This window comes from Sphingomonas sp. So64.6b (assembly GCF_014171475.1).
GTDB classification, from domain to species: domain Bacteria; phylum Pseudomonadota; class Alphaproteobacteria; order Sphingomonadales; family Sphingomonadaceae; genus Sphingomonas; species Sphingomonas alpina_A.
This window is the reverse complement of record NZ_CP048817.1, coordinates 1,640,481-1,652,515: the sequence shown is the minus strand read 5'-3', so window position 1 is coordinate 1,652,515 and position 12,035 is coordinate 1,640,481. Positions and strand designations below refer to the sequence as shown.

The 12,035-nt window shown below is 63.8% G+C and carries 12 protein-coding genes; 3 read left to right on the top strand and 9 right to left on the bottom strand.

The genetic code is table 11. The features are described 5' to 3' along the window. From G4G27_RS07935 to hflX, 3 genes are all read left to right on the top strand, one after another. Window positions 1-1,374, top strand: a complete 1,374-nt coding sequence (locus G4G27_RS07935) for a sigma-54 dependent transcriptional regulator (protein ID WP_183112826.1) — start codon at window positions 1-3, stop codon at window positions 1,372-1,374. A gap of 163 nt (window positions 1,375-1,537) precedes the next feature. After that, complete coding sequence (hfq, locus tag G4G27_RS07930) at window positions 1,538-2,029, top strand: RNA chaperone Hfq (RefSeq protein ID WP_183112825.1); 492 nt, start codon at window positions 1,538-1,540, stop codon at window positions 2,027-2,029. Beyond that, window positions 2,026-3,318 (top strand): GTPase HflX, encoded by a 1,293-nt coding sequence (gene hflX / locus G4G27_RS07925; RefSeq protein ID WP_183112824.1) that lies wholly within the window; start codon window positions 2,026-2,028, stop codon window positions 3,316-3,318. Before hfq ends, hflX begins: the two co-directional genes overlap by 4 nt. A gap of 113 nt (window positions 3,319-3,431) precedes the next feature. Here hflX and mazG read toward each other — a convergent pair whose 3' ends face one another. The 9 genes from mazG to G4G27_RS07880 form a co-directional block, all read right to left on the bottom strand. Further along, the gene (gene mazG / locus G4G27_RS07920) at window positions 3,432-4,169 is read right to left on the bottom strand and encodes a nucleoside triphosphate pyrophosphohydrolase (protein WP_183112823.1); all 738 of its coding nucleotides are present in this window, start codon (window positions 4,167-4,169) and stop codon (window positions 3,432-3,434) included. Between the two features lie 76 nt (window positions 4,170-4,245). Beyond that, window positions 4,246-4,884, bottom strand: coding sequence for a TIGR02281 family clan AA aspartic protease (locus tag G4G27_RS07915; protein ID WP_183112822.1), 639 nt, complete (start codon window positions 4,882-4,884; stop codon window positions 4,246-4,248). Continuing rightward, the gene (locus G4G27_RS07910) at window positions 4,881-5,657 is read right to left on the bottom strand and encodes an MBL fold metallo-hydrolase (protein WP_183112821.1); all 777 of its coding nucleotides are present in this window, start codon (window positions 5,655-5,657) and stop codon (window positions 4,881-4,883) included. Before G4G27_RS07910 ends, G4G27_RS07915 begins: the two co-directional genes overlap by 4 nt. Before the next feature lie 6 nt (window positions 5,658-5,663). Further along, window positions 5,664-6,440, bottom strand: a complete 777-nt coding sequence (locus G4G27_RS07905) for a TatD family hydrolase (protein WP_183112820.1) — start codon at window positions 6,438-6,440, stop codon at window positions 5,664-5,666. Continuing rightward, complete coding sequence (gene metG / locus G4G27_RS07900) at window positions 6,440-7,978, bottom strand: methionine--tRNA ligase (RefSeq protein WP_183112819.1); 1,539 nt, start codon at window positions 7,976-7,978, stop codon at window positions 6,440-6,442. The genes G4G27_RS07905 and metG overlap by 1 nt, the downstream gene beginning before the upstream one ends. Window positions 7,979-8,181: 203 nt before the next feature. Beyond that, entirely contained in the window at window positions 8,182-9,168 is a 987-nt protein-coding gene (locus G4G27_RS07895) for a DNA polymerase III subunit delta' (protein ID WP_183112818.1), read from the bottom strand. Further along, complete coding sequence (gene tmk, locus G4G27_RS07890) at window positions 9,165-9,791, bottom strand: dTMP kinase (RefSeq protein ID WP_183112817.1); 627 nt, start codon at window positions 9,789-9,791, stop codon at window positions 9,165-9,167. Before tmk ends, G4G27_RS07895 begins: the two co-directional genes overlap by 4 nt. Further along, on the bottom strand, window positions 9,788-10,963 hold the full coding sequence (locus G4G27_RS07885; RefSeq protein ID WP_183113685.1) for a D-alanyl-D-alanine carboxypeptidase family protein: 1,176 nt from the start codon (window positions 10,961-10,963) through the stop codon (window positions 9,788-9,790). The genes tmk and G4G27_RS07885 overlap by 4 nt, the downstream gene beginning before the upstream one ends. A 36-nt stretch (window positions 10,964-10,999) precedes the next feature. Beyond that, the gene (locus G4G27_RS07880; RefSeq protein WP_183112816.1) at window positions 11,000-12,034 is read right to left on the bottom strand and encodes a septal ring lytic transglycosylase RlpA family protein; all 1,035 of its coding nucleotides are present in this window, start codon (window positions 12,032-12,034) and stop codon (window positions 11,000-11,002) included. Window position 12,035: the final 1 nt, after the last annotated feature.

Sequence of the window (12,035 nt, the reverse complement as noted above, 5' to 3'; positions counted from 1 at the left end):
ATGGCACTCGATATCCTTATCGTCGATGACGAACGCGATATCCGCGAACTCGTCTCGGGCGTGCTCGAAGACGAAGGTTATGAAACGCGCAGCGCGGCGGACAGCGATGCCGCGCTTGAGGCGATTGCTGCGCGCCGCCCATCGCTGGTGCTGCTCGACGTATGGCTGCAGGGATCGCGCCTTGACGGGCTAGAACTGCTCGATGAATTGAAGCGCCGCGACCCGTCGATCCCGGTGCTGGTCATTTCCGGTCATGGCAATCTCGATACCGCGGTCGCGGCGATCCGCCGCGGTGCCGCCGACTTCATCGAAAAGCCGTTCGAGGCCGAACGTCTGTTGCTGATGGTCGCGCGTGCGACCGAAACCGAGCGTCTCCGCCGCGAAGTCGCGTCGCTTCGCGCAACGGTCGGCCGCGATAGTGATCTGACCGGCAGCTCGACGGCGATTAATGGCGTACGCGCGACGCTGAAGCGCGTCGCCTCGACCGGCAGCCGGGTGCTGGTGATGGGCGCCGCGGGCGTCGGCAAAGAAGTCGCCGCGCGCCTGCTTCACGGCTGGAGCCAACGTGCCGATGCGCCGTTCGTCATCGTCAGCGCGGCGCGCATGACGCCCGAGCGGGTCGAGGAGGAATTGTTCGGGATGGAAGAGGGGGGCGGTGTCGTCCGTCCCGGCCTGCTCGAACAGGCGCATGGCGGCACGCTGTTCCTCGACGAGATCGCCGATATGCCGATCGCGACCCAGGCGCGCATCCTTCGCGTGCTGACCGATCAGAGTTTCAGTCGTGTGGGCGGTCAGCGCATTGTCAAGGTCGATGTGCGGGTCGTCTCGGCAACCTCGCGCGACCTGATGCAGGAAATCGCCGAGGGGCGGTTCCGCGAGGATCTCTATTATCGTTTGAACGTCGTGCCGGTCCTCATCCCCGGCCTTAGCGAACGGCGCGAGGATATCCCCGCACTAGTCAATCATTTCATGGCCCATTACGCCTCGGAACGCCGCGTGCCGACGCCGGAAATCGCGCCCGACGCGATGGTTGCGCTGCAATCCTATGAATGGCCAGGCAATGTCCGCCAGCTGCGCAACGTGGTCGAACGCACGATCATCCTCGCACCGGGCGACCGGATCGGTCGGATCGATCTCGATCTGTTGCCGGCCGAAGTGCTGGGCGAGCCGGGCGATATGGGTGGGGGCACCAACGCCATCATGGGGTCGCCGTTGCGCGAGGCGCGCGAGACATTCGAACGCGAATATCTGCGCGTCCAGATCAGGCGTTTTTCGGGGAACATTTCGCGCACCGCGCACTTTATCGGAATGGAACGCTCGGCCTTGCACCGCAAACTGAAGCTGCTCGGCATCACCGAGACGCGCGACGAATAGGCACCGACCTGGCCGTCACGGTCGGAAATCCAATTCCAACAGACAACTAGACGCGAGACTGCAGCATCCCTAGATTAGGGACAGGCGCTCAATGGCGCCCATCCGACGCCGGGAACCGGCGCGCAGCGGGAGAAAAATCCCGCCAAGAACAAAGGATCGACCGATGGCCGACAAGCAGACTTCTCTTCAGGACCTTTTCCTCAACGCGTTGCGCAGGTCGAAAACGCCGGTGACGATGTTTCTCGTCAAGGGCGTGAAACTGCAGGGGATCGTCACCTGGTTCGACAATTTCTCGGTATTGCTGCGCCGTGACGGCCAATCGCAGCTGATCTACAAACACGCCATCTCGACGATCATGCCATCGGGCACGGTAGATGTCGCCGCGATCGTCAATGCGGTCGGCGAGGCGCAGAAGCGCACGCCGCTGTTGCAGGAAATCTTCCTCAACGCGGTGCGCAAATCGGACGACAATGTGACCATGTTTCTGGTCAATGGCGTGATGCTTCAGGGCCAGATCGCGGCGTTCGACCTGTTCTGCATGCTGCTCCAGCGCGACGGCATGTCGCAGCTTGTCTATAAGCATGCGGTGTCCACCATCCAGCCGGCGCATCCGCTGAATTTGGCTGATGAAACAATGGATAGCGAAGAAGATTGACCACCGGTTTTGAACGTGATCGCGATGAATTCTCGCGTGGTGCCCGTGCCGTTATCGTGTTTCCCGAACATGGTGCCTCCTCGCGCGATGTAGCCGCGCGTCTGGAGGAAACGGCCGGGTTGGCCGAAGCGATCGGCGTGATCGTAGCGGAGAAAGTCTCCTATCGCGTTCGTGCGCCGCGCCCCTCGACCCTGCTCGGCAGCGGGCAGGTCGAGATGCTCGCCGCAACAGTGCGGATGGAAGAAGCCGAGCTTGTCGTGTTCGACGCCTCGCTGACACCGGTCCAGCAGCGCAATCTCGAAAAAGAGCTTGGCGCCAAGGTCATCGACCGGACCGGGTTGATCCTGGAGATTTTCGGCGAGCGGGCGGCGACGGCCGAAGGGCGGTTGCAGGTCGAACTGGCGCATCTCGATTATCAGGCGGGACGGCTGGTGCGCAGCTGGACCCATCTCGAACGTCAGCGCGGCGGCTTCGGCTTTCTCGGTGGCCCGGGTGAAACGCAGATCGAGGCCGATCGACGGCTGATCCGCGATCGCATGGCGCGATTGAAGCGCGAGCTCGAACAGGTCAGCCGTACGCGCGGCCTCCACCGCGAACGGCGCCAGCGCGCGCCTTGGCCAGTGATCGCGCTGGTGGGCTATACCAATGCCGGGAAATCAACGCTTTTCAATCGCTTGACTGGTGCTGACGTCATGGCGGAAGATCTTCTTTTCGCCACGCTCGACCCGACGCTACGGCAGATCAGCTTGCCCGGGCTCGACAAGGCGATCCTGTCCGACACCGTCGGTTTCGTCTCGGAACTGCCGACCCAGCTTGTCGCCGCGTTCAAAGCGACGCTGGAAGAGGTCATCTCGGCCGATGTGCTTATTCATGTCCGCGACATCGCTCATCCCGACACGATCGCACAACGCAGCGATGTCGAAGCGGTGCTACAGGACATCGGCGTTGCGTCGGAAACCCCGCGGCTGGAGGCGTGGAACAAGCTCGACCTGCTCGATCATGACGAGCGCACCGAATTGCTCGGCGAAGCGGAACGGCGCGATGACGTCGTCGCGATCTCGGCGCTGAGCGGGGAAGGGGTCGATACGCTGATCCAGACCGTGGCTGCGATGCTGACGCAGAATCATCGACGCTATAGCATCACGCTGGAGTCGGCCGATGGTGCTGGCGCGGCGTGGCTGCATGCCCATGGCGAAGTGATCGATCAGGCGGTCGAGGGCGAACAGGCAATCTATCAAGTGCGCATGTCGCCACGCGACTATGACAGGTTCAACCAACGCGTGGTTTGAGCTGGGTTAACTCACTCCCACCGTTCGCCCTGAGCTTGTCGAAGGGCATACGGCGCTTGGGCTTCGACAGGCTCAGCCCGAACGGCGTTTGGGCGGATGAAACCCCAGGCATATTAACCAGCGCGGCGCTTGACCGCCTGCCATAACGCTTCCTTCTTATCGAGATCGAGGTCGGCAAAACCATCGCCTGCATCGGTTTCCATCGCCTTGAAACGCGCCTCGAACTTGGCATTGGCGACGCGCAACGCCGCTTCGGGATCGACGCCGAGATGCCGTGCCCAGTTGACCACCGAAAAGAGCAGGTCGCCAACCTCTTCTTCGCGCTGATCGATCGTGGCGGCATCGATCTCGGCGATCTCCTCGATCACTTTCGTCCGTGGTCCCGCCGCATCGGGCCAGTCGAAACCGGTGCGCGCCGCACGCTTCTGCAGCTTTTCGGCGCGAAGCAGGGCGGGCAGGCCGATCGCCACGCCATCGAGGGTGCTTGTCTCGCCCTTGGCGGCCCGTTCCTCGGACTTGATTTGTTCCCACAGATAATGACCGCCTTCGGCAACATCGCCAAAGATATGCGGATGACGACGCTCCATCTTGTCGCTGATCGCCGCCGCGACGTCGGGCAAGGCGAACAGGCCGGCTTCCTCGGCCATGCGGCTGTGGAACACGACCTGGAGCAACAGGTCGCCGAGTTCGTCCTTGAGCTCGGCCATATCGCCACGTGCGATCGCGTCGGCGACTTCATAGGCTTCCTCGATCGTGTACGGTGCGATCGTCGCGAAGTTCTGGGCGCAATCCCATTCACAGCCACCAACCGGATCGCGCAGTCGCGCCATGATCGTGACAAGACGATCCATCGGGCGATCCGTCGCGCTATCGCTCGCCGGAGGGGAGCCCTGCTCTTCGCTCATAACTCAAGTCCGATAATATACATTATGTTAAATCGCTATCGGTGTCGGTGGTTCCGCCGGTTTCCATTGGCTCGAGCACCAGCGCGCCGTTCTCCACGCGCCACGACCGTAGTCGCGACAGGAAATTCATGCCGATCACGTCCATCTCGCCGAAGTTCGGCGAAACCACCGCCATGATATCTTTCGTGCGCAGCCCGTCGATATCCAGCTGCTTGATCTTGGCGCGCCACGCATCGACAATGCCATTGGCTGTTTCGAGCTGAACCGGGTCGCCGCTTTTATCGAACACGACACCCGCGGCGTTGGCGGTCGCCTCGGACAGCGCGATGGTCGTCGCGCCGCTATCGATCAGCATCGACCGTGACACGCCATTGATCGTGACCCGTGCGTAATAATGGCCATCGTCGCTTTGCGCGATGCGGATCGTCTTGCCGTCGGTTTGTTGCTTGCCGAGGCTCGCCCAATGCTCGACCGCGCCGAACCCGTTGACGATCGCGACACGGTTCGCGACCAGGATATAGACGATGCCGATGATCGCCGCCCAGGCCAGCGCCGATTTGATCGCAAAGTTGAGCGGAATGCGCCGGCCGCCCAGCGCGCTGACCGCCAGCACCAAGCATAAGATGCTGAAGATGACGCTGGCAGATTGGCCGCTGGTCACGCTGTGAGTTCCAATCCGTCATAGCCCGGCTCGATCCCGTCGGGCAGCTCGGCCACCAATGTGGCATAATCCATCGATTGGTCCATATGGATCAGCGCAGACCGCCCGGGCCGCAATTGTTCGATCCATTCGAGCACCGCCGCCAGTTCCGGATGCGTCGGATGCGGCAAACGCCGCAGCGCATCGACCACCCATATATCAAGATCCTGATACAATGATCGCATATCAGGTCTTAAGATATTGAAATCGGTTGCATAACCGATCGACTTTCCCCGATGTTCGAAACGCAGCCCGGCGGATTCGATGTTACCGTGCGGCTGATCGACGACGCGGATTGATATATCGCCGATCTGGATCGCGTCGGGCAGAATCTCTCCTGCGATCGTCGGCGGATAACCGTCCCGGCCGCTAAAGGCATAAGCGAAGCGGTCCGTGAGCGCCGCGATTGTCCCCGCTCTCGCCAGACCGCGCACAGGATGGCCCCTGGCATGATAGATTTGCCGCAGGTCATCGATGCCGTGGCAATGATCGGCGTGGTCATGAGTCCAGATCACCGCATCGATGTCTGACACATTGGCCGCCAGCAGCTGCTCACGCATATCGGGGCTGGTATCGACCAGGATGCGGGTCGTTGCCGTTTCGACGATGATCGATGCGCGGGTCCGGCGGTTGCGGGGATTGTTCGGGTCGCAAGCGCCCCAATCCCCACCCAGATTGGGGCCGATACGCGGTACGCCTGACGACGTGCCCGATCCAAGAATACGAACCTTCACGCCTTGTCAGCCTCGCGTCTTGGCGAACAGTCGGTGGAAATTGCGCGCCGTCGCTTCGCTCAATTGCTCGACGCTTTCGCCGCGCAGCTCGGCCAGGAAGCGCGCTGTATCGGCGACGAACGCGGGTTCGCCAGTCTTCCCGCGATGCGGGACGGGCGCGAGGAAGGGCGCGTCGGTCTCGATCAATAATTGCTCGAGCGGCAGACGCGCGGCTGTTTCCTGCAGATCTTTCGCATTTTTGAAGGTCACGATCCCTGAGATCGAGATCATGAAGCCAAGGTCGAGCGCGATATCGGCAAAGGCACCGCTCGCCGTGAAGCAGTGGATGACGCCCTGATAGGCCCCCTTCCCCATTTCATCGCGCAGGATGGACGCCGTATCGTCCTCGGCGTCGCGCGTATGGACGATGATCGGCAGTCCGGTTTCGCGCGCGGCCGCGATATGGGCGCGGAAACTGATCTGCTGCCGCTCGCGGTCGCTATGGTCGTAATAATAATCGAGCCCGCTCTCGCCGATCCCGACGACGCGCGGATGGCGCGCGCGATCGACGAGCTTGGCGGCATCGACATGGGCGTGCTGGTCCGCTTCGTGCGGGTGGATGCCGACGGTTGCCCAGACATCGCTCTCACGTTCGGCCGTGGCCAGCACATCGTCCCATTCGCTCTCGCGCGTCGCGATATTGAGCATGGCGGTCACACCACGAGCGCGGGCGCGATCGAGCACCGCCGCCTGATCCTCGGCCAGCCCCTTGTAATTGAGGTGGCAATGGCTGTCGGCAAGCATCAGTCGGCCTCCGCCGGTAATTCGAGCCGCGGGAACACGCCGACCGGCGCCGGCAGCACGACACCGGCGCCGATCGGCCAGCCAAGCGCCTCGAAATGGCGCTCGTCGGGCTTTTGCGCGAGCAGGTCGAGCAGCTTGTCCGCACCACCCGGGATCGCCCAGCGCGCGAGAATCGCGATGCGGCGGATCGCCTCCACCGTGTGATACAGGATCGTATCGGCGCGCGCCGGGTCGGTCTTGCGCACGCTCCATGGCGCCTGATCGGCGAAATACTGGTTGGCGTCGCGCGCCGCGGCCCAGATCGCGTCGAGTGCATTGTGCAACGCCAGATCCTTCATCGCGCCGTGCATGCCGTCTTCCGCCGCCGAGACGCTGGCGAGCAGACCATCCTCCGCCGCCGTGCGTTCGCCGGCGGCCGGCACCACGCCATCGCAATTCTTGGCGATGATCGACAGGCAGCGCTGCGCGAGGTTGCCGAGATTATTGGCGAGATCGGCATTGCAGCGCGTGACGATCGCTTCTTCCGAATAGCTGCCGTCCTGGCCGAAACTGACTTCGCGCAGTAGGAAATACCGCAACGCATCGACGCCGAAACGCTCGACCAGCTCGATCGGGTCGGTGACGTTGCCGACCGACTTCGACATCTTCTCACCGCGATTGAGCAGGAAGCCATGGCCGAACACCGCGCGCGGCAGCGGCAGGTTCGCGCTCATCAGGAAAGCTGGCCAGTAAACCGTATGAAAACGCACGATATCCTTGCCGATGACGTGCAGGTTCGCCGGCCAGAATTGCTCCATCTGTTCGAGATCGTCGGGGTAACCCGCGCCGGTCAGGTAATTGGTCAGCGCGTCGACCCAGACATACATCACATGCCCCGGGCTGCCCGGCACCGGCACACCCCAATCGAAGCTGGTGCGCGATACCGACAGGTCGGACAGGCCACCTTCGACGAAGCGCAGGATTTCATTACGTCGTCCCTCGGGCCGGATGAAATCGGGATCGGCAGCATAAAGGTCGAGCAAAGGCTGCTGATACTTCGACAAGCGGAAGAACCAGCTCTCCTCCTCGGTCCATTCGACCGGCGTGCCCTGTGGCGAGAGCTTGCCGCCCTCCCCCTCAACCAGTTCGGATTCGTCGTAGAATGCCTCGTCGCGGACTGAATACCAGCCTTCGTAGCGGCTCAGATACAGATCGCCGGCCGCTTCCATCGCGCGCCAAATCGCCTGGCTCGCATGGTAATGATCACTGTCGCTGGTGCGGATGAATCGATCATAAGAGATGTTCAGAGCATCGGCCATCGCTTTGAAATGACCGCTCATTTCATCCGCAAGCGCGCGTGGCGCCAGGTCGCGTTTGCGCGCCTCCTGCACCATCTTCAGGCCATGTTCGTCGGTCCCGGTCAGAAACCGCACATCGCGCCCAAGTTGACGCTGGTAACGCGCGATCGCATCGGTCGCGATCGCCTCATAGGCGTGCCCGATATGCGGGCGTCCATTGGGATAGCTGATCGCGGTGGTGATGTAGTAAGGTTCGGCCATGCCGCAGTCCCTAGAACAGGGCGCGGCGCAATTGAAGCCTTAGGGCCGATCGATCACTCACAAATGCGTCACCCCAGCGAAGGCTGGGGTCTCTCGCGGTTGGGCACCCGTGGTGGACCTCACAGAGAGATGCCAGCCTGCGCTGGCATGACGCCTAGCTGCATGCCGGCTCGATTCACATTGCTCGCCTGGCTTGGTCGAGATCAGTCGCGCTCCGCCAGCGTGGCGACCAGTCCGGCCATTTCGAACACCGTCGCCTGCGCATCAAGCGATAGGCCGCGAGCGCTGGCCGACAGGGCGCGGGCAGCGTCGTAGCTGTTCAGGGCCGTCTGCAGCGCGGCACCGCGCTTCGCCGGGGCTGCGGCGGCGATAAACGCGGGGGCCCGGTCCAGAAACGCCTCGTAGCGCGGCTGTGCGGCTTTGGGAGACAAGAGCTTGGCCAGCTTAGCGCGCTGGGCGTTGCTCGGGTCGCCATCTTTCGCGATTCCCGTCAGTGCCGTGTCGAGCGCGGCCATATCGAGGCCGGCAAAACCCAGCGCGCGGCCGGGCGATCCCTGCCCCGCCTTTACCAGCGCGGCGATCTCGGCATCGCTGGCATTACGCAATTGCCCGTGCAGCACGCGTTTCATCGCCGCATCGTCGAGCGGATCGAAGCGCAGCAGGCGGCAGCGCGAGCGGATTGTCGGCAGCAAACGCCCCGGCGCATGGCTGATGAGCAGGAAGATCGTACCCGCAGGCGGTTCTTCCAGGCTCTTGAGCAGTGCATTCGATGCGCCCGGCCGCTCGACCTCATCGATCGCATCGATCAGCACGACACGGCGCGACGACATTGACGGGGTGGTCGCGAACATCGGACCGAGTGCGCGGACCTGCGCGATCGGAATACTCCGCGCGAGATCCTGGCCGGGTTTGTCGGCATCCTTGGGCTGGCGTGACAATTCGCGATAGTCAGGATGCGAACCGGCCGCGATCAACGATCGGGTGCGGTCGATCTCGGGCACGTCGTAACCGGGTGGCAGCGAGCCGGGGTTCGCGCCTTCGGCAAGCAGGCGCAACGCCGCGATCCGCGCAAAACTTGCCTTGCCGACGCCCTCAGGCCCGGCGAACAGCCATGCATGATGCAAAGTGCCGCCGGCCATCGCCGAGGCAAAGGCGGCATGAGCGGCGTCATTGCCGATCGGCAAGGTCATGGCAGCAGATCGGCCAAGCCGGCGAGCAAAGCCTCGGTCACCGCCTCCGGCGATCCCGATGCATCGATCAGGCGCATTCTGTCGGGCTCATGCTCGGCATAGCCGCGAAATGCCGCCGCGACCTGGCCATGGAAATCGTCGCCGCGCGCCGCGAAGCGATCCGCTGCAGCGCCGTCGCGATCATCCGCCCGCGCGCGCCCCTGATCGAGCGGCACTTCGAGGATGAAGGTGCGATCGGGCAGCAGGCCGCGCGATCCGAAACCGTGCAGCGCCAGCACCGCCGCGTCGTCGATTCCGCCGGCAACGCCCTGATAGGCGCGGCTGCTGTCGATGAACCGGTCGCAGATCACCCAGGTCCCGGCGCCAAGCGCGGGCTGGATCTGCTTCTCGACATGGTCCGCTCGAGCTGCCGCGAACAGCAAGGCTTCGCTGTGCGGGCTCCAGCGCGTGACCGATCCTTGCATCAGCAAGCTGCGAATCGCCTCCGCGCCCTCGCTGCCGCCAGGTTCGCGCGTGACCAGCGTCTCTATCCCGCGCGCGCCCAGCGCCTCGGCAAGGCGCCGGACTTGAGTCGATTTACCCGCCCCCTCGCCGCCTTCGAGCGAGATGAAGCGCCCCCTCACCCGCCGAACAGGCCCATCAGGCCAGCCCAGGCGCGGCCGAAAAAGCCCGCCTCGTCGACATCCTTGTCGGCGACCAGCGGTAGGCTCTGCGCCGGCATATCGGGGGTCGTCACGATCAGGTCGGCGATGTGCTGGCCGGCCTTGATCGGTGCCTTGATCGGTCCATTATAGACCACGCGCAGCTGGATATCGGGCGCGGCGCCCGCCGGCAAAGTCGCGGTTAGGTCGGACGGCGCAACCAGGCCGACACTGCTCGCGGTGCCAAGCTGGACCTCTGCGGTCTCGACCTTGCGACCCTTGGCGACGATCGGCTTAGCCTGCCAGGCGCGGAAGCCCCAATTCATGAACTTGACCGATTCCTCGATCCGCTGGTTCGAGCTGGTCAAGCCGGCCATGACCATGATCAGGCGGCGGCCATTCTGCTGCGCGGAGCCGGTGAAGCCATAACCGGCCTCATCGGTGTGGCCGGTCTTCAGCCCGTCCGCCCCGGCAACGCGGCCGAGCAATGGGTCGCGATTCGCCTGGGTGATGTCAGCGCCCGCGCCCAGCGTCTTGCCCCAGGTGAAATTCGGCAGCGAATAGAACTTCTTGTAATAATCCGGATGGTCCTTGATCGTCGCCGCCGCCAGCTTGGCCAGGTCGCGAGCGGTGACATAGGTCACGCCATTGTCGGGCCAGCCGTTCGACGTGCCGAAATGGCTGTTGGTCAGGCCGAGCCGCTTGGCCGCCTGGTTCATCCGCTCGGTAAATGCCGCTTCGGTGCCGGAGATGCCCTCGGCCAGCACGACACAAGCGTCGTTGCCGGAGAGCGTCACAATGCCCTTCAGGAGATTTTCGACGCTGACCTTCTCACCGGTCGACAGGAACATGGTCGATCCGGCAGCCGGGCCATGCCACTGCTTCCACGTCTCGGGCCGGACGTCGAACTGCTGGTCGAGCTTGATCTCGCCCTTCTTCAGCATGTCGAACGCGACATAGACCGTCATCATCTTCGCCATCGACGCGGGCGGCATGCGCCGGTCCGGATCCTTCGAATAAAGGACGGCGCCCGACGACAGATCGGTCAGATAGGCGACCGGTGCCGGCGTCTCGAACACTGGCGCGGCGGCCATGCCCGGATTGGCCAGCACAAGGGCGATGACGGAGGCGGCGGCGAGCTTCTTGATCGGCATGTTCTTCATGGGCAGTCCGTAACGCTAGGGGATGACTCAGTTCGTTTTCACGATCCTGGCATCTCCATAACCACGTCTCGCCACATCGTCACGCGCCCGTTGCGCCAAAGCGTTGTTTGCGAACGGCCCAATCTGCACACGGAAGATCGAGCCGGCCTGCACCACGCGTCCGCCCAGGCTCGCGGCAAGCGATTGCGCGCGCGCCGCATTGGAGAGCGCGGCAACCTGGACGTATAGGCCGCCCCCCCCACGCACGACTAGTTTTGGCGCCGCTTGCGGCTGGCTTGGAGCAGTTCCTGGCGCGGTATAGCTCGCCCCTGGCGCCTGACGTGGCGGTGTCGTGCGAGACGGCGTCGCCCGGATCGGTGCCTGTCGTGTGGAGGCCGGCCGGGCAACAGCGACGGGTGCCGACCGGGTCGGTAATTTGTGCCGTAGCGCCGTCAGTAAGGCTTGCGGCGCATCGATTCGCGGTGACGCGGCCCTTCCCTGCCGCAGCGCCATCTGATCTGGCGGCGGCGGGTTGATCAGCCGGACGCGAACCGGGGCCAGCGCCGTGATGCCGAGCAACTGCGCGGCACCGCGCGAGAGATCCATCAGCCGATCGCTCGATCCCGGGCCGCGATCGTTAACAAGCGCGACGATGGTCCGCCCGGTATCGAGCGCGGTGATCTCGACGAACGAGCCGAGCGGCAGGCTGTTGTGCGCGACGGTGATCGCGGCGGGATCGAAAGGCTGGCCCGATGCGGTGCGTCCACCGCCCATTTCCTCCCCATACCAGCTGGCATAACCGACCGCGTCGTAGCGTTGCTCGCCGGACGTGCCGCGCGGGCCATTGCCAGTTGGCATGTCGGCGGGAACAGACCCGGATGCCTGCTGCACCGGCATCGGGCGATCCGATGCCGGCGGCGCATAGGTTGCCCCACGTTGCGCGCCATAAGCGGCGTTCTGCGACGCCATCGTCAATGGCGGCTGGTCGACCATCGCCATGGTGGGATTGGCGAGCCGCGGCGTTTCCGCATAGCCCCCGCTCCCGCCGCAGCCGGCGAGGAGCAGCGTAAATCCGGCGATCAAT

Excerpts from the sequence above, each read along its gene's own strand:
- metG (WP_183112819.1), bottom strand. The coding sequence starts at position 7,978 with ATGGCCGAACCTTACTACATCACCACCGCGATCAGCTATCCCAATGGA.
- G4G27_RS07895 (WP_183112818.1), bottom strand. The coding sequence starts at position 9,168 with ATGACCTTGCCGATCGGCAATGACGCCGCTCATGCCGCCTTTGCCTCG.
- G4G27_RS07885 (WP_183113685.1), bottom strand. The coding sequence starts at position 10,963 with ATGCCGATCAAGAAGCTCGCCGCCGCCTCCGTCATCGCCCTTGTGCTG.
- G4G27_RS07905 (WP_183112820.1), bottom strand. The coding sequence starts at position 6,440 with ATGCTTGCCGACAGCCATTGCCACCTCAATTACAAGGGGCTGGCCGAG.
- G4G27_RS07935 (WP_183112826.1), top strand. The coding sequence starts at position 1 with ATGGCACTCGATATCCTTATCGTCGATGACGAACGCGATATCCGCGAA.
- hfq (WP_183112825.1), top strand. The coding sequence starts at position 1,538 with ATGGCCGACAAGCAGACTTCTCTTCAGGACCTTTTCCTCAACGCGTTG.
- mazG (WP_183112823.1), bottom strand. The coding sequence starts at position 4,169 with ATGGATCGTCTTGTCACGATCATGGCGCGACTGCGCGATCCGGTTGGT.